The sequence below is a fragment of the Paraburkholderia sp. BL21I4N1 genome (genome assembly GCF_002973525.1).
Lineage (GTDB): Bacteria > Pseudomonadota > Gammaproteobacteria > Burkholderiales > Burkholderiaceae > Paraburkholderia.
On sequence record NZ_PVEN01000003.1, the window covers coordinates 212,567 to 233,202 of the forward strand.

Genomic DNA, 20,636 nt, shown 5'->3' on the forward strand with positions numbered 1-20,636 from the left:
CAGTTGCTTCATCCCCCGCATTCAACGCGACCTTCAAGATCGGGATTCGACATCATGAGTGATACCAGGGAGCGCGTCGTCGTGACCGAAGTCGGCATGCGCGACGGCCTGCAAAGCATCGCCCGCATCATGCCCACGGAATTCAAACGTCGCTGGATCGACGCCGCGTATGCCGCCGGCGTGCGGCACATGGAAGTCGCGTCGTTCGTGCCCGCGAAGCTGCTGCCGCAAATGGCCGATGCCGACGCCGTCATTGCCCACGCGCTCACTTACGACGATCTGATCGTGACGGCGCTGGTGCCGAATCTGAAAGGCGCGCAACGGGCGCTTGAAGCCGGCGCGCACCGGATCGTCGCGCCGATCTCGGTGAGCGCCGCGCATAGCCTCGCGAATGTGCGCAAGACGCCGGCGGAGATGATCGACGCGTTCGCGGCGATGCGGGAGTTGATCGATAGCGTGGCGAGCGATGCTGGGGCACGCGCTGATACCAACGCAGGAACTGACGCTGGCGCCGGAGCAGACGCCAACGGTCACGTTCGTGCCGGACCACGCAAACACCGCGTCGAATTGATCGCCGGACTATCGACGGTGTTCGGCTGTACGTTGCAAGGCGCGGTGCCGTACGCCGATATCGCCGCGATCGCGCGAGCCGCCGTGCAGGCCGGCGCCGACGTGATCGCGCTCGGCGACACCACGGGCGAAGCGACGCCGAGCCGGGTCGGCGAGATCATCGAGTTGGTCCGCGACGCGGTAGGCGACACACTGCGCTCGCTGCATTTCCACGACACGCGCGGCCTCGGTCTCGCCAACACGCTGATCGCGTTGCAACACGGTATCCGCGAATTCGACGCTTCGCTGGCGGGTCTCGGCGGTTGTCCGCATGCGCCGGGTGCGACCGGCAACGTCAACACCGAAGACCTCGTGTTCATGCTCGACAGCATGGGCTACGACACCGGCATCGATCTCACGCGCCTGCTCGCGTCGCGTGCCGTGCTCGCCGACGCGTTACCCGGTGAACCGCTGTACGGCTATCTGGCACGCGCCGGTTTGCCGAAGCAGTTCATTGCTACGGGCGCGTCCGTGGGTTCCTCTTCCGACTCTACCGAATCACAGGTGCTGCAATGACTACGCATGCTTCCGCTTCCGCTTCTTCCTCGGCTCAGGCGTCGCCGCATCAACCGGGCGCGTTGCCGCTCGCCGGCATTCGCGTGATCGAGTTGTCGCATATGGTGATGGGTCCGACCTGCGGGATGATTCTCGGCGACCTCGGCGCCGAAGTCATCAAGGTCGAACCGCCGCGCGGCGACGGCACGCGTCGTTTGCTCGGCACCGGCGCGGGTTTCTTTCGCACCTTCAATCGCAACAAGAAGAGTGTCGCGCTCGACCTCGATAGCGAAGCGGGACTGGCCGCGCTGCACAAGCTCGTCGATACCGCCGATGTGTTCGTCGAAAATTTCAAGCCAGGGCGTATGGCGAGTCTCGGCCTCGATTACGCGTCGCTGCGCGAGCGCAATTCGAAGCTGATCTATGTGTCGCACAAGGGCTTTCTGAATGGCCCTTACGAACACCGCCTCGCGCTCGATGAAGTCGTGCAGATGATGGCCGGCCTCGCGTATATGACGGGTCCGGTGGGACGTCCGTTGCGCGCGGGTAGTTCGGTTAACGACATCATGGGCGGTATGTTCGGCGCAATCGGCGTGCTCGCGGCACTGCACGAACGACACGTGAGCGGACGCGGCAAGGAAGTGCAGAGCGCGCTGTTCGAGAACTGCGTGCTGCTGTCCGCGCAGCACATGCAGCAGTACGCCGCGACCGGTGTGCCGGCCGCGCCGATGCCTGAGCGTATCAGCGCGTGGGCCGTGTACGACGTGTTCACGTTGGCCCATGACGAGCAGATGTTTATCGCCGCCACCGGCGACGGCCAATGGCGCGCGCTGTGCGCGATTCTCGGCCGCGCGGATCTGCTGGCCGACCCACGGCTCACTACTAACAACGACCGGGTGCTGGCGCGCGAGTGGCTGCTGAAGACGCTCGGCGAGACCCTGCGCGGATGCGACGGCGCAACGCTCGTGCCGCAGTTCGAACGCGACCATATTCCGTTCGCGTCGATCACGAAACCCGAAGCGTTGTTCGACGATCCGCATCTGAACGAGAGCGGCGGCCTCGCGCGTTTGACGCTCGACGACGGTAGCGAAACGGACATGCCGCTGCTGCCCATTTCGCTCGATGGCGCGCGCTTGCAGCCGCGCCAGCCGATCGCGAAGATCGGTGAGCATACCGTCGACGTGCTGCGCGGTCTGGGCTACGACGATGCGCAGATCGCGGCGCTTGGTGGTGGGTTGACTCAGGTGCCGCGCGAGGCGGCGTGATGCGGACGCGTCGAACGTAGTCAATCAAACTCATCCGGCGGCAAGACCGGAACCTGGAAATCACGTTGCGTGGGATAGGAGACAGACGATGAAATCGTCGAATCATGCGGTATATGCGACAGCGGTCGGCGATGCCGGCGCATTAGGCGGCGTGCCTGCGGGCGCGGATGTGGCGAACGACAATCGCGCCGATGCAATCGCCCTGGACGGCGCGCGTATTTCCGCGCGGCTCGACCGTCTACCGGCGACGCGTTCCATCTGGAAGCTGGTGATGCTGCTCAGCCTCGGACTCTTCTTCGAACTGTACGACCTGATGTTCTCCGGCTACATCGCGCCGGGACTCGTGCGCAGCGGCATTCTCACCGCGACCACGCGTGGGTTGTTCGGCACCAGCGGCGTGGCGAGTTTTATCGCTTCGCTGTTCGCGGGTCTGTTTATCGGCACGGCGGCGTGCGGATTTCTCGCCGACCGCTTCGGCCGACGCGCCATCTTCACGTGGTCGTTGCTGTGGTACACGGCGGCCAACATCGTCATGGCGTTTCAGGACACGGCGGGTGGGCTCAATCTTTGGCGCTTCATTGCCGGGATCGGCATTGGCGTGGAGATCGTGACGATCGGTACGTACATCTCGGAGCTGGTGCCGAAGCATGTCCGTGGACGGGCGTCGGCGTGTTCGCAGGCGGTGGGTTTTTGCGCAGTGCCGATCGTCGCGTTTCTGTCGTATCTGCTGGTGCCGCATCGGTACTTCGGCCTCGATGGCTGGCGCCTTGTCGTGCTGACGGGCGCGGTCGGCGCGGTCGTGGTGTGGTGGATCCGGCGACGTTTGCCGGAGAGCCCGCGCTGGCTCGCGCAGAAAGGCCGCATTGACGAAGCGGATGCGGTAATGACGCGTCTCGAAGCGCGCGTGGAGCGCGAATATGGCCGCCCGTTGCCCGAGCCTGCGATGCCCGAGCCCGTGCGTGCGCGGGCGGCGTTTCGTGATCTGCTGGTGCCGCCTTATCGCAAGCGCACGCTGATGCTGATCATCTTTCACGTGTTTCAGACAATGGGCTATTACGGCTTTGCGAACTGGATTCCGACGCTGCTGATCAAGCAGGGGATTACGGTGACGACCAGCTTGATGTACGCGAGCATTATCGCGATTGCTGCGCCGCTTGGGCCGTTGTTGGGGATGCTGATTGCCGACCGCTTCGAGCGTAAGACGGTGATTATTTTTATGGCGGCGGTGAATGTGGTTTGCGGGTTGGCTTTTAGTCAGGCGCGGGAGACGGTGTTGCTGGTGAGCCTGGGGGTGTGTCTTGTGCTTGCCGGCAATATTATTTCGTATAGCTATCACGCTTATCAGGCGGAGCTTTTTCCTACGAGTATTCGGGCGCGGGCTGTGGGGTTCGTTTATTCGTGGAGCCGGATTTCGGCGATGTTTTCTGCGTTTGTTATTGCCGGCTGTTTGAGCCGGTTTGGGGTTAATGGGGTGTTTGTTTTTATCTCCGGGGCGATGGCGGTGGTGATGGTGGCGATCGGGGTGCTGGGGCCTAAGACGCGGGGCGTTGCGTTGGAGGATATTTCCAGGTAGTTGGTGCCGGTCGATGCTTGTTGCTTGTTGCTTCTTGCTTGTTGGGCGTGCCCGCCAGTGGTGCGGCGGGCGCTCACCCTAATCGTTAATTCTTCTTCGCAGGCGTCGACGCGCTCGGCGCTACCCGGATCGGCGTGCCGCCCGATGGAGACGTCGCCGGCTGTGGCTTCTTGTCCTGCTTAGGCTTCTTGACCTCACGGTTACTGCGCATTTGACCTTTTGCCATGATGGACTCCCCAGTTTGGCGGTTTTTGCTCCTTCCTGGAGCTGGGAGGTAGTGTGCGCTTGTTTTGGGTGGGTTGGTGGGGTTTATTTGCCTGTTCGGCGGTTTTTTTGTTGTTGGATTGTGGGGTGGCCTTTTCTTGTATTGTTAGTTGTTAGTGGTCTATTAGCGTTGCCCCTGTGCGGGGCGGCACTCACTTTCTTTGCCGCCGCAAAGAAAGTAAGCAAAGAAAGCGGGCTCACACCGCAAGCTCATAAGCGGCTCCCCCGCGCAGTCCCGGTAGTGGTTCATCTGGAATCCGTGCTCTCGCACATTCCGCGTTCGTGGCACAGCAGTCATTCCTCCGGCGGCGCTTCGCGCGCCGCGGCGGTCGTTCACGCACGACCCCTGCTAAGCGGGTCCCCCGCGCAGCAGCGGTAGTGGTGCATCTGGAATCTGTGTTCTTGCGCACTCCGCGTTAGTGACACAGCCGTCATTCCTCCAGCGGCGCTTCGCGCGCCGCGGCGGTCGTTCACGCACGACCCCTGCTAAGTGGATCCCCCGCACAGCCACGGTAGTGGCTCATCTGGAATCCGTGTTCTCGCACACTCCGCGTTAGTGACACAGCCGTCATTCCTCCGGCGGCGCTTCGCGCGCCGCGGCGGTCGTTCACGCACGACCCCTGCTAAGTGGGTCCCCCGCACAGCCACGGTAGTGGCTCATCTGGAATCCGTGTTCTCGCACACTCCGCGTTAGTGACACAGCCGTCATTCCTCCAGCCGCGCTTCGCGCGCCGCGGCGGTCGTTCACGCACGCCCCTTGCTAAGCGGGTCCCCCGCGCAGCAGCGGTAGCGGTGCATCTGGAATCTGTGATCTGTGTTCTTGCACACTCCGCACTGGTGGCACAGCAGGCATTCCTCCCGCCTCGCACTGCGCGCTCGCCGGAACGGCTTGCGTGGAAACGACGTCACTCTTCAGGCAATAGCGAGCACTCCGGTGCAGACTCTTGAGCAGTCGCCATTGCGCACAAGTTTGCAGATTCTATCTGCATAGCTGATTACTTTTAACTCTGACAAGGCCGTTGGGAAATTTCGGAAATGAGGCCGTTGCGCTCTATTTAGCCTACCCGGGCGATCACTTACTAGGCCATAGGTTTTAGACTCGTTTTGTCGTGCACGTCACGACAAACAGGTTTCGAAGCCTGTCTTACGTGGAACTCCAAACGCCTGCATCAGCAGGTGCGCAGCTGCCTTTGAGCGTCTATCTAAAATGGGCGGGCCTTGGTGGGGGAGCCTCACGGCTCGCCGGGTTTTGGTTCTACGTACCGGTCTTCGAATCCCGTCAATGTGCCCGCTCACCCCTTTGCAAGTTAGTGTCGGGCGATCCATGTCAGCATTGGAGATCGCACATGAGTAAATCCCGCAAAAGTTCTCGAACCGTTTCTCGGCCGTGCGTCGACGCTATTCAGTACGAGAAACTTGCGCTATCTGCTTTTCGGCTTATTGAACGGCAGATAGCGCAGCTGAACACACTGTCGACGCTGGCGACTTCGATTTACCAGAACCCGGCCATCACGCTCGACGAAAGAACACGCCAGCGAACGCTACTTGGACTCTGGGTCGAAACCGCCGAGGAATACCGTCAAGAGATCGAGGTGGACCGGGAGTTGTACGGCATCATCGCGCTTGATTCGAAGGGTGTTCCTCAAATGCATCTTACGGCGCGTCACGCAACGGAGCTCCTGACAAAGGCCGCGCAGGATGCATCAGAAAATGGCGAGAGTACTCGCGTAGCCGAATCGACACCGACCAAGCGAGTGCGCTCGAAAACCTCATCGCGGCGTCCGGCAGTGACGCACTGATAGTGGCTCACGACACCTTCGTTGCGACGCAAAAGACGCGATCATGAATTGCATTCGAAAGCACAGACGGGCACGCCGTTTTGGGTACCCGTGTCGCTGAATGTGCATTCTCGTTTTCGGCACTAACGCAACGCGATTCAATCGCTAGACTACTAGCCGCTTCGACGAAGTTATACCGTTCAAAAACCGGCATTTTCGGCTCATGAGTTGTGCCGGATTTTCTGCAGGCAACGCACATAGGCGGCATTTGCATATAAGACGCCGAGTACTTTCACGGCACTTCGCCTGGTCGCAACCGAGAGCCGATCGCTGCGCGCAAGCTTGGCCCCGACTCCAGCGGACCGTTCCGGCGAGCGCGCAGTGCGAGGCGGGAGGAATGACTGCTGTGTCACGAGCGCGGAGTGTGCAAGAACACAGATTCCAGATGCACCACTACCGCTGCTGTGCGGGGGACCCGCTTAGCAGGGGTCGTGCGTGAATGACCGCCGCGGCGCGCGAAGCTTCGCCGGAAGAATGACGGCTGTGTCACTAACGCGGAGTGTGCGAGAACACGGATTTCAGATGCACCACTACCGCTGCTGCGCGGGGGACCCGCTTAGCAGGGGTCATGCGTGCACGACCGCCGCGGCGCGCGAAGCGCCGCCGGAGGAATGACTGCTGTGTCACGAGTGCGGAATGTGCGGGAACACAGATTCCAGATGCACCACTACCGCTGCTGCGCGGTGGACCCGCTTAGCAGGGGTCGTGCGTGAACGACCGCCGCGGCGCGCGAAGCGCCGCCGGAGGAATGACTGCCGTGCCACGAACGCGGAATGTGCGAGAGGCCGGATTCCAGATGCACCACTACCGAGACTGCGCGGGGGAGCCGCTTATGAGCTGGCGGTGTGAGCCCGCTTTCTTTGCTTACTTTCTTTGCGGCGGCAAAGAAAGTGAGTGCCGCCCCGCACAGGGGCAACGCTAATAGACCACTACCAAAGCAAGAAAAGGCCAACACCAAAAAAGAGCACAACCAAAAGCACCGCGCAGGTAACCCACCGCCTCAACATTACACACCGCGAGCCCTCCTCCAAGTCTCAGAAGGCAACTCCCCAAACTGCCCCCGATACTCATTAGAGAAGTTCCCAAAATGCCAAAACCCCCACCGCGTAGCGACTTCGGTAACAGACTGAGCGCCCCGAAGCCCACGCCGAACATGATCCAGCCTGACGGCCCGAATATAGGCCGAAGGATTAACCCCAACCGTATCTTCAAACGCATACTGCAGCGTCCTGCGACTAGCCCGAAACCGAGCACAGAGCTCGGCAACAGAAAGCGGACAATCCGGCGACTCTTCGACCAGCCCGCGAACCTGCCGCACTAGCTGCCAATTCCGCGCAGTCCGAGCCTCGCCATGCGAATGCAAATGCGCGTGCACATCACCAACCCGCATCTGCGGCACCACCTCGGCCAATCCAAAAATCACCGACTTCTCAAACGCAGCCGCGACCCCCGCGTCATCGAGCAGAGTAGGCGTAGCAGCCACCGCATCGAGCAACGGCATCAGCACCTCGCGAAACCCCTGCAATCTGGCAGGATCGACATTCAACACCCCAGGCCGAGTCCCCAGCCGCGCCGCAATCTCCTCAAGCTGCGCCCGCACGAAAGTATCCTCAACCGCCTCCGGCTCGATCTCAAGATTCACCACCACATGTTTATCCGGCGACAAAAACTCAAAACCGCCATCGCCGGAAAAAACATGCAAACCATCGCGATGGCTCGTTTGCCCGCACAGCAGCGCATGCCCTTCCAACTGAAACGGAATGCCCACCGCCACCCGCGACCCAGCCACCTGCCCGCGCTGATACACCGTTCGATTCAACCGTTCCACCAGCACCCGCACGCCGCCGGCAAAAAAAGAACTCACCGACCCGTCGAACGTGCCGCGCGAAATCTGGCAATAGCTCTGGTTCCATGCATCGAGCAACATCGCCTGTTCGTCGATGTTGCGGCAACGGCGAATCTCGACTGCACTGTTTGTCCGATTGACCGGTTGCATAGGCTTCTCCCGATTCGTTGGCACTCCCCGAAAGCCACGTGCTGCCCAGTGTATGCGAAAAAAAAACCATCGCGTCAAGGCGCCCAGCGGCACGCGGAGGGCCATCGCCATCGATCCGGCAAGCGTTTCAGTCCGGTCGTAATGCATTCGTCAGCAACGCGGATTTTTACGGGATTTTTACTTTTTGCCAATTTTGGATAGTCGCCGCTTTTTGCCGCGCCTACTTTGTGCACAACGCAATGCACCAGGAAGGAGTCACGCATGACCCAATCGGCAGGCAGGCTGGACGGCAAGATCGCCATCGTCTCAGGCGGCGCGACCGGCGCAGGTGGCGCGGCGTCGCTGCTGTTCGCACGGGAAGGCGCACAGGTCGCGGTCGTCGATATCAATACCGACGCGGGCGAAGAAGTGGTCACGCGAATTCGCGCGGCAGGCGGCATCGCCGAGCTCTTCGCCGCCGACGTCTCCAAGCGCGACGCCGTCGACACCGCGGTCGCCAACATCGTCGCGCGCTTCGGACGCATCGACGTGCTGTTCAATCACGCCGGCAGCATCGTCGTGAAGCCGTTCATCGACACGACAGACGACGACTACGACTGGCTCATGAACGTCAACGTGAAAAGCATGTTCATGATGACGCGCGCGGTACTGCCGCACATGCTCGCCGCGGGCGGCGGGTCGATTGTCTGTACAGCGTCGATCTCGTCGGTGGCGGCGACGCCGCTCGAAGTGCTCTATTGCACCACCAAAGGCGCGTGCGCGATGTTCGCGCGTTCCATCGCGGTCGAGTATCGCGATCGCGGTATTCGTTGCAACGCGGTGTGTCCCGGCTTCATCGACACGCCGCACGGCCGCCGCGAAATCAGCGCGCTCGCGAAGTACGGCTTCGATGCGAGCGAAGCGGCGTTGTCGGTGCAACAAGGCCGTCTGTGCGCGCCGGACGAAGTCGCGCGCGCCGCGCTGTTCCTTGCCAGCGACGACGCCAGTTTCGTCAACGGCGCCCACCTGTACGTCGATAACTGCTTCACGGCCGCGTGAGCCGCTAGCGCGTCGCGCGGCCCGGCCGCGACGACGCTTCGTTTTCACCCTGTTCAAAGGATCGCGTCATGGACATCAACCCGGCCGTGCCGTCGACGGATTCCGCCGACAACGACGTCAAGCTGTTGCACAAGATGGGCTACGCGCAGGAGCTGTCCCGCCGCATGGGCGCATTCTCGAACTTCGCGGTGTCGTTCTCGCTGATCTGCATTCTGTCGGGCGGCATCACGTCGTTCCAGATGGGATTGTCGGCGGCGGGCGGCGCGTCGATCGGGCTCGGCTGGCCGCTCGGCTCGCTGTTCGCGCTGGTGGTGGCCGCGGCGATGGCGCAGATCGCCTCGTCGTATCCGACCGCGGGCGGGCTCTATCACTGGAGTTCGATTCTCGGCGGCAAGACGTGGGGCTGGCTCACCGCGTGGCTGAATCTACTCGGCCTCGTGTTCGTGGTCGCCGCCATCAACTACGGCACCTACGATCCGTTCTTCCGCACGCTGATCGCGCCGATGTTCGGCGTGAACCCCGATTCGTTGGGCTGGTGGCAACAGACGCTGTTTCTCACGGTGATCACGGCGTCGCAAGCGTTTCTCAATCATCGCGGCATTCGTATCACGAGCAAGATCACCGACCTGTCGGGCTATCTGATCTTCGTGGTGACGATTCTGCTGGTGGGCTCGCTACTCGCTTACTCGCCGGTGAAGATCGATCTGTCGCGTCTCTATACGTTCACCAACTTCACCGGCGTGGAGGGTGGCGCGTGGCCGAAGCAGACCATGGTCGTCGCGTTTCTGTCGGGCCTGCTGCTGACCGCCTATACGATCACCGGCTTCGATGCCTCCGCGCACACCTCTGAGGAGACGCACGAGGCGGCGCGCAACGTGCCGCGCGGCATCGTCGGTTCGGTATTCTGGTCGACGACCTTCGGCTACGTGATGGTCTGCGCCTTTGTGTTGGTGATGCCGGACATCGGCGCGGCAGTGAAGCAGGGCACGGGCTTCTTCGAGGCGATTCTCGCGCCGATTCCGGGGCCGTTGCGCATCGTGATCGAACTGCTGATGTTCTTCATCAACTACGTATGCGGTCTCGCGGCGGTGACATCGACCTCGCGGATGATGTTCGCGTTTGCCCGCGACGGCGGTCTGCCGGCCTCGAAGTGGCTGCGTAAAGTGAACGCGACGCATCGCACGCCGGGCGCGGCGATCTGGACGTCGGCGGTGCTGGCGATCGTGGTCACACTGTACGGCGATGCCTTCACGGTGTTGAGTGCCGGCAGCGCGGTGTTCCTGTTCATCTCGTACGCAATGCCGATTGCCGCCGGCATTTTCGCCGAAGGCCGCACGTGGACCGAGAAAGGTCCGTTCCAGTTGGGCATGCTGTCGAAGCCGTTCGCGGTCGCGGCGGTCTTCGGTGCGCTGGTGCTTGCGTATGTTGGCATGCAGCCGCCGAATCAGAAAGTGGTGTACGTGATCGTCGGTTTGCTCGCGGTGCTGCTGGCGATCTGGTACGGCGCAGGCGTGCGCAAGAGCTTCGCGGGGCCGCCGATCGGCAAGCTGTCGAAGGAGCGCGAACAGGAACTGAGCGGTCTGGAAGGGCAGTTGGGAGAAAGCTGAGCGAGTAGCGAGTACCTTCGAACCATCCAGGTACCCGCCTACATCCCGTCATTTACATACCGACGTAACCCACCGGCACGGTCGAGTTCGCCTGAGCAACCGACGCGTTATTCGACACCACATACACCGGCGATTCGGTCAGATTCAGCGTCAACGCACCGTTGCTGTAGTTCACGGTCGACGCATTGCCCATCATGTCTATCAGCTTGACCGTACCGTTCGTACCCGGCGCATCGACGGTGAGGGTGTACGGCACGCTATAGGTCGAGCTGAAACCGCTGCTCGCACTCCACGCGTTATTGTTGTGCGTCCACAAAGCCGTAATCACCGCACCGTTGTTCAGTTGCTGGAACGCGTATGCGTACACGCCGTTCGGCGCGCCGTTCACCGGACCCAGCGTCGTGGTGCCGTCGAGCGTATGGGTCATGGCGCTGAGCGCCATGGCGACCGGTTTCGGGCTGATGTTGCTCGCACCGAACGCGCCTTGCGCGTCGTTCAGATCGAAGAACGTGCCGTAGCCGACTTCGCCCGGATAATCCGCGCCGTAGAACACGTACGTCTGATTCGCGCCTTCACCCAGCGTGATGATGTGCATGCGCGCCGCGACAGCCGCTTGCGCGTACAGCACGTTGGCGGTCGGGTAATTCGGACCGTACGCGCTGCCGAGGTCGTAGCTGATGCCGGCTTCGGTGGAGAACAGCTTCATACCCGGACGGTAGTCGGTGGCCATTTCGGCGCGCAGCGCCTGCATCTGGCCGCGCAGCGAACCCGACGCGGTCGACGGATCGCTGTCGTAGCGCTCCGGCGGATGCGACGGCGAGGTGCCGGCGTCGTAGTAACCGTGCGTGGCGACCGCGTCGATGTATTGACCGAAGCCGAGCGGCGCGAGGCGCTTGAGGCGCGTCGTGGTCAGGCTCGGGAATGCATCGGTCGGGCCCATCACCACCGCGTGCGGATCGGTCGAATGCAGGCCTTGATAGACAGACTGGTACAGCGCGACGAAGTTGGCGTCGGTGTCGGTCCAGAACTCGTTCGGCTCCCACGTCACCTGGTAATAGTTGGCCGATTGATTCGGGAAGTAGGTCGAGCGAATCGTGTTGGATTCGGTGCCCACGCGGCTCATGTAGTTCTGGTAGTACGACAGGTTGGTCGGCACGCTGACGTCGTCCTGGAACGCGCCGGTGCTGCTCGCCCACGCCGGAATTCCGTCGAGGCGGATCAGGCGCATCACGTTGCCGGACTTGTAGAACGGATCGAGCGTGCTGGTGGCGGGGTTGAACGTGTTGGCGCCATTCGGCTCCATGGTCGACATCTCGCGGTCGTCGATCGTCGACGAGATGCCGAGGTCGGCGAGCACCGGACCGTTGTCGTTCGCGCCCTGCATGCCGAAGCGGTGTTGCTCCTGGCGCGCGTAGGTGACCGCCGGCACGACGCCGGACAGATTCGCCAGCACGCCGAAGGTGGCGATACCGACCGGCCGCGTGCCGGCTTGCGGCAACTGGCCGCCATTTTTTGCCAGGGTACCGGTCGCGGCGAAATAGCCGGCGAGCGTCGACGAGCAATTCAGCGTGATCGTGGTGGAGCCGTTCGGCACCGGTGCGCTGCCGCTCGCCGCGACTTTGCCGAGCGTGTCCGTGACGGCCCAGTTCAGCGTGTCCGCGCCGGGCACGTTGGTGGTGAACGCGAGCTGGAACGTGCTGCCCGACGGGAAGATGCGGGTGCCGTCGGCGCTAGGCGTGTCGGCGGAAAGCGTGGCGCTGCCCGAACCCGACGAGTTGGCCGGCGCCGCGCAGCTCATGGCCGCGTTGGAGGTGCCCGCCGCGTTCAGCGTGGTGCTGCCGCTGCCGGTCGTGCCGCCGGTGCCGTTCGTGCCGTTGGCGGTGGTGCCGCCGTTGGCCTGGGTCGCCGCCGTGCTGGTGGCGCCGTTACCGCCGCCGCCACCGCCGCCACAGGCTGCGAGCGCGAGCGAAAGGGTCGAGAGTACGAGTAGTTGCGATTTCATCGATCTGTAAGCCTTGCGTTGCTGATGATTCGCCCAACTCATCGCGCAAGGCGCGTGGGGAGTCCGGGCGAACAACGGGGTTCATTTGCAGACCGGCCGATCAACGAAGGGTCGGCACTGGCCATCTGATGTGCGCAACGATCCGGTTGCGCCAGGGTGATGCCTTCCCGGGTTGTCGGCCCCAAACACGTTTCTCTGCAGTGAATTTCAAGTCGTACGAATCCACCGTGACGTGAGTCACGTCTGACCTGGCGGAAACGAACGACCCGGGGAAGGTACGACGAAAACAACCGACGTTTCGCAGCACAGCGTATGCATCGCAGCGTGCGAACTCGCTGCACTGATCAATGCAGCTTTTACTGTGCTGTAAGTAACATAAAGCAGCGATTGGGAAGAATCGACCGTCACCATACCGACTCGTCTGTTTAAAAGAAGTAACGAGTCGTTACGTATGAACAAATACGCGGTACTAATTGCATTGTTCTCATCAAAATTTATGTAAGGAGAAACTAGTGCTTTTCCGCCATGTTGAAATAGGGTCGAAGATCTACGGAACGGATACCTAACTAAGTGAGGCGCCTAATCCGCAGAGAAATGGGCGTTAGCGCTCATTGCATAGCGGGAGAAGCCTTGGAGATGGCGGAGAAGCGCTGTACCTTCGGTGTAAGGTTTCTTCGCGACTCGGAATGTTTAGCGAACCTGTCGCCGTTTTAACGAGACCATGGCGCGTTCCGTACCGGCAACGCGCCAGATAAAAGATGATGGGAAGCCGGCGTCATTTGGGGCCCGAACTTGGCGGGATCGACTTCTTCATCCGTTGCGCAAAATAGGCGGTTATCCAGAGAGATCAATCGTGAGAATTCTTCAACTGGTTCACGCACCGCGGTTGTCCGGGGCAGAAGTACTCGTCAAAGGGCTCGCCATTCATCATCAGCGTGGCGGCCATGAAGTCTGTATGACGTCGCTGCTGCCGCAGCAGAGCGACTTCGCGGATATCCGCGCCGAATTGCAGGCGGCGGGTGTCACCTGCATGTTTCCCGAAGTTCGCCATGGGCGAATCGGCAAGCTGCTGCATCTGTATCGCGTGGTGCGCCGTTTCCGGCCGGACTTTATCGTCGCGCATGCCACGCTGGCCGCAATGTATGTGCGCCTGCTGCCGGTTCATACGCCGATCGCGTGGGTGATGCATTCGGGCGTCAACGACTTCGAGAACAGCGCGCTGAAGCGCGCCGAGCGCCTGCTGTCACGTCGCGCGCAAGCGATCATCGGCGTGTCGCAACAGAATATCGACGACTACCTGCGCGAGATCGGCCGGCATCCGTCGATGGTGGTGATCCCCAATGGCGTGGACGCCTCGCAGTTCGCCGAATACGGCGACGAGCCGGCGCCCGCTTTGCACGTGCCGGCCAAGCAGATCGTCCAGCTCGGCCGCTATATGGATTGCAAGAGCCAACTGCATACGGTGCGTGCTTTCGAACGCGTGCTGCAAACCGAACCGGCTGCGCGTCTGCTGTTGTGCGGTGTCGTTGAAGATGTCGCCTATCACGCGGCGGTCGTGGCGCTCGTCGAGCAACTCGGCTTGCAGGACAAGGTGCAGGTGTGCGGGCCGCGTTCTGACGTGGCCGCGATTCTGCGTTCGTCGCGCGTGTTTGCGATGCCGTCGCGCTTCGAGGCGCAGAGCATTGGTTTTCTGGAAGCGCTGGCCTCGGGTATTCCGGTTGTCGCTAACCGGATTGCCTCGTTCGGATTCGCGACGGCATTCGGCAGTGTGAGCCTGGTCGATACCGCCGATCCCGATGCCTACGGCAACGCCTTGCTGCATGCGCTCGACATGCCGCGCGCCGACCGGCAACTGTCGGGCTACACGCTCCACGACACCGCGGACCGCTATATGACGATCGCGCGTAAATTCGTGCAGCCGTTGCAAGTCTCCGCCTGACGCCTGCCTGTACTTCGCGTTACTTCCCACCTGAATCCTGTCGTCTCGTCCCGCCCGCGTTATGGCGCGAGGCGGTCGATTCGCAGCGTCTCCGAAAACAGTCCCGGCAATTCGCCCAATTCCTGCGCGGCGCCGAGCGCGAGATTCTGTCCCGCCGGATAGAGCGTCAACGCCGGTGCGCCGCCAGTGAAATAGAAATTGCCGAGCGTCGCGTCCACCCTCCGATACAGCACGAGCGCCGTGCGGCGCCGGTCGCGTACGAACACCGGAAACACATCCGACCACGACATACCGTGCAACGCCGCCGCGTGGATCGGTGCGCTTGCCGGTTGGCTCAGGTCGAGCGTGGCGACGTCGATCAGCGCGTCGTCGTTCGACCCGTCGAGATGCGGAGTCAGCAGGATCAGCGTGCTGCGGTCCGGTCCCTGCACCGCGCCGGTCGCGACCTTCACGAAGCCAGGGACGAAACTCGCCGGCAGTAGTTTGCGTTCGCCGACGTTCATGTGCGTGCCGTCGTTGGCAATCGGCGTGACGGCAAGCCGTCCGTCTCGTTCCTCCACCGCGACCAGCGACGCACGCGAACCTGGCGCCTCGATCGTCAGCAGATCGGCGTTCCGCGCGACGGATTTCGCCTGAGCGAAGAGCGTCGGTGCGGACCCGGTAGCGCGCTGCGATGCCGCGACCCAAAGATCGAGTCCGCTATCGGCGCGCTGCTGCGCGATCAGCACACTGGCGCGGCCGGCTCCGGTGAAGTCCGCGGCCACATATTGCTGCGTCAGTTCCGGCTTGAACGCGGGCCCGGTTTGCAGCCACAGACGCGGCGCGTCGAAGCGATTGCCGTTGCTACGTAGCAGCCAGAACGCGGTGCCGCCTTGACGTGCGGTGATCGCCATCAGATCCGCGCGGCCGTCGCCGTCGAAATCGCCGAGTAGAAAACGCACGCTGTCGAAGCACAGCGCGTTGCCGGCGCAACTCGGTGCGGTGGCTTGCGGATCGAAGGGCACCGCGCTCGCGTACCACGGCGCAGGCGGCGTGTTCTTCGCGAGCGACGCGGCATAGACATTGAAGCCCGGGCCGTCGTGTTGGCGCTGCACATACACCGCGGATTGCTCGCCGCTACCGCTCACGTCGCCCGCCATTGCGCCGGCGAGCCGCAGATCGTTCGCCTGGGTGTGCTGCGTGGCCGCCCAGCGAAAGCGCGTGGTCAACGCCGCGCAGCCGCGCATGGTGAGCTTGCCGCCGGTTTCGCCCAGGCAATGCCGCATGGGCGTATAGACGAGACCGAAGTCCCACGGCGTCCAGCGTTGCGCGATGTCCCACTGATCGCAGGTCTCGCCGCTCAGATAGCCGTCGCGCTCCGCCATGCATTGCGACGTCGCCACGCTGACGAGCGCGGCATTGCGTGAATTGCCGGGATACGTGGGGAGCGGCGCCCAGCGCCACTGCTGATCGGTTGAGCTGTTACAGGCGGCGAGCGTCGGCGCGCGGCCGGGGCCGGTCGAGGTCAGGCATTGACTCGCGGCCGCGTTGAAAAGCTGGATCGGATGCGACTGGAAATCCGCCACGCGACGATCGCTGCGATCGGCGAACGCGTAGCGGCGCGCGATCCAGTTGCCGTCCCATTGAAACTCGCCGAACACATGCGACGACTCGCTACCGTCGATCGAAAAATAGCTGGCGACGATATCGCGCTTGCGCTGCACTTCGGCGCCAGGAAGATTGGCGGGCCAGCCGCCGGTCGGGTAGGTGACGTGATAGACAATCGGCACGCTTTTGCCGAGCGTTTGCGCGACGTGCCGTGTAATACGCGCGGCGTAAATATGATCGGGATGCTCGATGAACGGCACGGTGTCCGGATTGAGCGTGTAGATGAGCGTGGCTTGCGCGAGGATCGCTTGCAGTGTGGCCGACAAGCCGTCGCGGTCGTATTGCACGCGTACGGTGCCGTTGTCGTTCAGCGGATAAGTGGAGAGCGTGGCGTGTTGTTCCCACAGAAGTCCGAGCGGCACGCGACCGCCGCGCACGCCGCCGCCGGGCAGGCGCAATTCGAGCAGATGCAGCTGAGGCTTCGCTTTCAGCACCATCTGATGCACGAGTTTGCCGGCGATCGTCACGTTCGACTCGATCCAGTCGTTCGGTACGCCGGCCATGCGTGCATAGGCGAGCCGCGAGGCGCGTTCGCGCGTTTGCACATAAGCGAAGTTGCCGCCGTTGGCGCCGCCGATCAGATGCACGGTGGTGACGCACCAGCCGGCGTCGAGATGCTCGGCGATGGCGGGGTCGACGAACAGCAGGTCGTCGTCGAGATGGGCCACCACGGTAACGAGTGTGCCGGCGCTGCAGCCGGCCGCGCGCGCGATGCCCGGCAACGCGGCGAGCCACACCATCACAAGCAAAGCAAAGGATGAAACGCGAACGAGCCTGGCTGCCGTTGATCGCATAATGATTCGATGCCCTGAAGGAGGGCTCAATCATACTTCAGCGGAATGGCGTGGCGCGTGGGCGAACTCACAGTGGGGACGCGTTCGCGAGCGGTTGGGCAGGCGGGACGGCGAGCGCGGCGGTCGAGCCGCGCGGCTTGATTGACGCTGGCGCGGTTAGCGGAAGTAAGCCTTGGTGTTGTCGTGAACGTCGGCGCGCGCGAGCAATTCCGTCGGCGTCAGCCAGAGATAACCGCTGTGCTGATCGGGCCGCCCGATCGGCGCCGTGCTGGCGAGCGTCAACGCATACGCGAGCACGATGTAGTGAGTCGTCACGTCGGGCTCGTCGGCGAAGTTGTCGTTGTAGTGATGTTCGAACACGCCCTCGAAGCGCGCGCCCGACCGCTTCAATCTGGCAATACCCAGTTCGGCGTCGGCGATGCGTGCGAAGGCGGTGTCGAGGGTTTCGTCTTTATGGATGCGTCCGCCGGGGACGAACCAGGTACCGCGCGCGGGGCGGTTGCGCCGGTGACCGATCAGCACGCGGCCCTCGTGATCGCTGACGATCAGGTCGATCGCGATCAGCGGCGTCAGGCGGACGATGTCCAGGAAGTCCATCTCGGTCAGCATGTGATCTCCGGCAAAACAGGTGGCGCGTCGCTATCGCTAACGCGCGAGGTCCGGTCGACGCGCCGCCACGGTCACGGCCTTGCTAATAGTCGCGATGCTCATCGTCTTTAGTCAGCCGGCTCGTCACGCTCGCGAGGAAAAGCGCGAGCAACACCGCGCCGATCGTCGCGAACAGAAACGCGCCGACCATCGCGGCCAGCACCAGCAAGGTCCATGCAAGGCCGTTCATAGCAAGGCGTCGGCTTCTGCGTATCGAGTTTCATGCTAACCCGTGGCCGCGCGAATGCTGTGTGCGCCAATCATCACCAGCCCTGTCATATCACGACGAACTACCGTCGGATCGCGCCGCTAGCGCGCCACGTAGCCCTCCGGCGTCGTGACCGCGTCCTTGAACACGCTCGCGTTGCCGGACACCACGTAGAGCGGGGCGGGCGACAGTTTCAGACTCACCACGCCGTCGCGGTACGGCAAGCTCGTCGCGTTGCCCATCATGTCGAACGCGCTTACGTTGCCCGTGGTGCCTGGCGCGTCGATGCGCAGCTTGTAATCCACGCTGCGGTTCGCGTCGAAACCGGATCTGGCGTTCCATGCGTCGTTGTCGTGGGTCCAGAGGGCGGTCACGATCTTGCCGCCGCCGAGCCGCTGGAACGCGTAGGCATAAACGCCTTGCGGCAACCCTTTGAGTGGCCCGAGCGTGCTGGTGCCGTCGATGATGCGGGTCATCGCGGCCACCGCAAGCGCGGCCGGTTTCGGGCTGATGCGCGCCGGACCGTAGGCGCCGGTCGGGTGATCGAGTTCGAAGAAAATCCCGTAGCCGGGCGCGGCGTCCGGCATATCCGCCAGATAGAAGATATAGGTCATGTCGGCGCCTTCGCCGAGCAGGATCAGATGCGTGCGCGCCACCACCGCGGCCTGCGCGTACAACACGTTCGCGCCGGGGTAGTTCTTGCCGTACGACTCGCCGATGTCGTAGCTGATGCCGGTCTCGGTCACGAACAACGGCGCGCCGGGCTTCAGATACAGACGCATCTCGTGACGCAGCGCGCGCATCGACGCCGGCAGCGCGCCGGACACGGTGCCGTTGTTGCCGGCGTCGGCGACGCGTTCAGGCGGATGCGACGGCGACGTGCCGATGTCGTAATAGCCATGAATCGACATGCCGTCCATATAGCGGCCAATACCCTGCGGTCCGAGACGGCGCATCCATTTGACGTTGCCCTGCACCGACGAATACGTCAGCCCCATCACCACCGCATGCGGATCGGTCTGATGGATGCCTTCCCACACGGCCTTGTACATCGCCATGAAATTCGCGTCGCTGTCGCGCCACGGCAAGCCGCCGTCGGCGTCCGGCTCCCACGTCACCTGATAGTAGTTGTCGCGCTGCTGCGGGAAATAGGTCATGCGCGCACGATTCGATTCGGCGCCGACGCGCGTCATGTATTCCTTCATTTGCGCGAGCGACGTGGGCGCGTAGCTGTGTGTTTCCTTGCCGGTCGGACTGGCCCAGGCCGGAATGCCGTCGAGCTGGATCAGCCGCATGATGTCGCCGCGCTGAAAGAAAGGCGTGAGCTGTTTCGTCGCGGCGTTAAACGTGCCGCTTTGCTTCGGCTCCTCGACATACCAGTTGCGGTTGTCGTTGACCCACGACAAGCCGAGCGCGGTATAGACCGGACGGTAGCCGTCGCCATCGCAGCAATGCTGACCTGGCGCGAGATACGCGGTGCCCTGACCGCCGAAGCGATGCAGATCCTCATAAGGAAAGCGCACTGTGGGCAGCGCGGAGGCGGTGTCCGGCAGCACGCCGAACGTCGCGATACCGGCGGGCCGCGTGCCGCGCGATTCGAGTTGCCCATGCGCGCGCTCCAGCGACGCGGAGACGGCGAAGTAACCGGCTACCGCCGACGCACAACTGAGCGTGGAGAGCGTCGCGCCCGACGGCACGGCGAAGCGTCCGCTGGCACGCACGGCGTTCCAGCTATCGCGCATCTGCCAGACCAGCGTGTCGGCTTGCGTGGGGCGCGTGACGAACACCAGCGCGAACGGGCGAGCAAATGCGAACAGGCGCGTACCGTCGCTCGGTGTGTCGGCTTCCAGCAATGCGCCGTCGGCCGTCGTGCTCACTTGCGAGGTGGGCGCGGAACAGCGCATGCCCTGGCCGGGCGGCGCTTTCCGTTCGGTTGCGGCGACGGCGGGCGAGCGTGCCGACGTCGCGTTGCCGTTGCTCACTGAAGCAGATGCGGAAGCAGACGCATTGCTGCTGGCGGCCGCATCCGCGCGACGCTCCGTGAGCGCGATCGCACAGCGTTTGTCGGCGCCGGGCGCCGGATCGCCAAACACCCCGTTATTGCAGTCGGCGCTGCCCGAGAACGTTTTGACCACGTGCTGCTCGGACGTGCCGTACAGCACGTCGCGCGTGCCCTTAAATCGACAGGTGCCGTTCTCCGCCGCGCAGGTGGCCCACTTTCTGCCATCGGCGCTGAACTCCGCTTTGTCGGCAACCTTCGCGACGTTGGCGTCCGGCGCGGCGGCCGACGCACCGCGCGGCCCGGGGCTGAAAACCGACAACCCGATGACAGCCAACGAGGCAGTCACACGCAGGGTCCGTCCGTGATAGCACCGGGCGCCGGCGAGCGTTCGCCGCACGCGATCTTCGCATTCGTTCGACATGTGTTCCCCGTCTGGTTCTTGGTGCGCGAATTCGTCGGCGGACTGCTAGCGCACCAGGTCGAACCCGCCTTGACTGCCCTCATGCGCCGAGGTGTTGCGCAAACAACATAGTGCATTTCCGCAATCCCCTGGCGGAAATGTACCGTCTTGCAGCCGACACATTCCGCCATTGGCCCGCCTATTGCCGGGTTCGCTAAAGCAGTCTTTTAACCGTGTTTCACGTTTGAAACATTAATCGTCGCCTTTATATTCAGATGATCGAATAACAACCAATTAAATAATTTCGCGGC

At 62.8% G+C, this 20,636-nt stretch carries 14 protein-coding genes; 7 read left to right on the plus strand and 7 right to left on the minus strand.

Annotation, left to right across the window (positions count from 1 at the left end; genetic code table 11):
- The first annotated feature begins 54 nt into the window (after nt 1-54).
- The 3 genes from B0G83_RS10490 (at nt 55) to B0G83_RS10500 (ending at nt 3,942) form a co-directional block, all read left to right on the plus strand.
- On the plus strand, nt 55-1,125 hold the full coding sequence (locus B0G83_RS10490; RefSeq protein ID WP_105507368.1) for a hydroxymethylglutaryl-CoA lyase: 1,071 nt from the start codon (nt 55-57) through the stop codon (nt 1,123-1,125).
- Nucleotides 1,122-2,369 carry a CaiB/BaiF CoA-transferase family protein gene (locus B0G83_RS10495; protein WP_105507369.1) on the plus strand — a complete coding sequence of 416 codons (1,248 nt, stop codon included), beginning with the start codon at nt 1,122-1,124 and terminating at the stop codon, nt 2,367-2,369. The genes B0G83_RS10490 and B0G83_RS10495 overlap by 4 nt, the downstream gene beginning before the upstream one ends.
- Before the next feature lie 88 nt (nt 2,370-2,457).
- Entirely contained in the window at nt 2,458-3,942 is a 1,485-nt protein-coding gene (locus B0G83_RS10500) for an MFS transporter (protein ID WP_105507370.1), read from the plus strand.
- An 85-nt stretch (nt 3,943-4,027) separates the two neighbouring features.
- Here the strand turns inward: B0G83_RS10500 and B0G83_RS38560 are convergent, their stop codons facing one another.
- Nucleotides 4,028-4,168 carry a hypothetical protein gene (locus B0G83_RS38560; RefSeq protein WP_181156808.1) on the minus strand — a complete coding sequence of 47 codons (141 nt, stop codon included), beginning with the start codon at nt 4,166-4,168 and terminating at the stop codon, nt 4,028-4,030.
- Between the two features lie 1,384 nt (nt 4,169-5,552).
- Here B0G83_RS38560 and B0G83_RS10510 point away from each other — a divergent pair.
- A complete protein-coding gene (locus B0G83_RS10510) occupies nt 5,553-6,005 on the plus strand; it encodes a hypothetical protein (RefSeq protein WP_105507371.1) in 453 nt (150 codons plus the stop codon).
- Nucleotides 6,006-7,050: 1,045 nt separating this feature from the next.
- On the opposite strand, the gene B0G83_RS10520 is transcribed toward B0G83_RS10510, so the two are convergent.
- Nucleotides 7,051-8,040 carry a helix-turn-helix domain-containing protein gene (locus tag B0G83_RS10520; protein ID WP_105507684.1) on the minus strand — a complete coding sequence of 330 codons (990 nt, stop codon included), beginning with the start codon at nt 8,038-8,040 and terminating at the stop codon, nt 7,051-7,053.
- A gap of 261 nt (nt 8,041-8,301) precedes the next feature.
- Between B0G83_RS10520 and B0G83_RS10525 the strand changes: the two genes are divergently transcribed.
- Complete coding sequence (locus B0G83_RS10525) at nt 8,302-9,078, plus strand: SDR family NAD(P)-dependent oxidoreductase (RefSeq protein ID WP_105507372.1); 777 nt, start codon at nt 8,302-8,304, stop codon at nt 9,076-9,078.
- A 68-nt stretch (nt 9,079-9,146) separates the two neighbouring features.
- On the plus strand, nt 9,147-10,685 hold the full coding sequence (locus tag B0G83_RS10530) for an amino acid permease (RefSeq protein WP_105507373.1): 1,539 nt from the start codon (nt 9,147-9,149) through the stop codon (nt 10,683-10,685).
- A 52-nt stretch (nt 10,686-10,737) separates the two neighbouring features.
- On the opposite strand, the gene B0G83_RS10535 is transcribed toward B0G83_RS10530, so the two are convergent.
- Nucleotides 10,738-12,687 (minus strand): hypothetical protein, encoded by a 1,950-nt coding sequence (locus tag B0G83_RS10535; protein ID WP_105507685.1) that lies wholly within the window; start codon nt 12,685-12,687, stop codon nt 10,738-10,740.
- Nucleotides 12,688-13,540: 853 nt separating this feature from the next.
- On the opposite strand from B0G83_RS10535, the gene B0G83_RS10540 reads away from it, so the two are divergent.
- Entirely contained in the window at nt 13,541-14,626 is a 1,086-nt protein-coding gene (locus tag B0G83_RS10540) for a glycosyltransferase family 4 protein (RefSeq protein WP_105507374.1), read from the plus strand.
- A 59-nt stretch (nt 14,627-14,685) separates the two neighbouring features.
- On the opposite strand, the gene B0G83_RS10545 is transcribed toward B0G83_RS10540, so the two are convergent.
- The 4 genes from B0G83_RS10545 to B0G83_RS10555 all read right to left on the minus strand — a co-directional run bounded on the left by B0G83_RS10545 (nt 14,686) and on the right by B0G83_RS10555 (nt 20,346).
- On the minus strand, nt 14,686-17,067 hold the full coding sequence (locus B0G83_RS10545; protein WP_105507375.1) for a PIG-L family deacetylase: 2,382 nt from the start codon (nt 17,065-17,067) through the stop codon (nt 14,686-14,688).
- Between the two features lie 156 nt (nt 17,068-17,223).
- Nucleotides 17,224-17,676, minus strand: coding sequence for a GDP-mannose mannosyl hydrolase (locus B0G83_RS10550; protein ID WP_105507376.1), 453 nt, complete (start codon nt 17,674-17,676; stop codon nt 17,224-17,226).
- Nucleotides 17,677-17,758: 82 nt separating this feature from the next.
- The gene (locus B0G83_RS38565; RefSeq protein ID WP_181156810.1) at nt 17,759-17,905 is read right to left on the minus strand and encodes a hypothetical protein; all 147 of its coding nucleotides are present in this window, start codon (nt 17,903-17,905) and stop codon (nt 17,759-17,761) included.
- Nucleotides 17,906-18,024: 119 nt separating this feature from the next.
- Nucleotides 18,025-20,346 (minus strand): hypothetical protein, encoded by a 2,322-nt coding sequence (locus B0G83_RS10555; RefSeq protein ID WP_374954907.1) that lies wholly within the window; start codon nt 20,344-20,346, stop codon nt 18,025-18,027.
- Nucleotides 20,347-20,636: the final 290 nt, after the last annotated feature.

Excerpts from the sequence above, each read along its gene's own strand:
- B0G83_RS10520 (WP_105507684.1), bottom strand. The coding sequence starts at position 8,040 with ATGCAACCGGTCAATCGGACAAACAGTGCAGTCGAGATTCGCCGTTGC.
- B0G83_RS10525 (WP_105507372.1), top strand. The coding sequence starts at position 8,302 with ATGACCCAATCGGCAGGCAGGCTGGACGGCAAGATCGCCATCGTCTCA.
- B0G83_RS38560 (WP_181156808.1), bottom strand. The coding sequence starts at position 4,168 with ATGGCAAAAGGTCAAATGCGCAGTAACCGTGAGGTCAAGAAGCCTAAG.
- B0G83_RS10550 (WP_105507376.1), bottom strand. The coding sequence starts at position 17,676 with ATGCTGACCGAGATGGACTTCCTGGACATCGTCCGCCTGACGCCGCTG.
- B0G83_RS10535 (WP_105507685.1), bottom strand. The coding sequence starts at position 12,687 with ATGAAATCGCAACTACTCGTACTCTCGACCCTTTCGCTCGCGCTCGCA.
- B0G83_RS10530 (WP_105507373.1), top strand. The coding sequence starts at position 9,147 with ATGGACATCAACCCGGCCGTGCCGTCGACGGATTCCGCCGACAACGAC.
- B0G83_RS10545 (WP_105507375.1), bottom strand. The coding sequence starts at position 17,067 with ATGCGATCAACGGCAGCCAGGCTCGTTCGCGTTTCATCCTTTGCTTTG.
- B0G83_RS38565 (WP_181156810.1), bottom strand. The coding sequence starts at position 17,905 with ATGAACGGCCTTGCATGGACCTTGCTGGTGCTGGCCGCGATGGTCGGC.
- B0G83_RS10490 (WP_105507368.1), top strand. The coding sequence starts at position 55 with ATGAGTGATACCAGGGAGCGCGTCGTCGTGACCGAAGTCGGCATGCGC.
- B0G83_RS10555 (WP_374954907.1), bottom strand. The coding sequence starts at position 20,346 with ATGTCGAACGAATGCGAAGATCGCGTGCGGCGAACGCTCGCCGGCGCC.
- B0G83_RS10510 (WP_105507371.1), top strand. The coding sequence starts at position 5,553 with ATGAGTAAATCCCGCAAAAGTTCTCGAACCGTTTCTCGGCCGTGCGTC.
- B0G83_RS10495 (WP_105507369.1), top strand. The coding sequence starts at position 1,122 with ATGACTACGCATGCTTCCGCTTCCGCTTCTTCCTCGGCTCAGGCGTCG.
- B0G83_RS10500 (WP_105507370.1), top strand. The coding sequence starts at position 2,458 with ATGAAATCGTCGAATCATGCGGTATATGCGACAGCGGTCGGCGATGCC.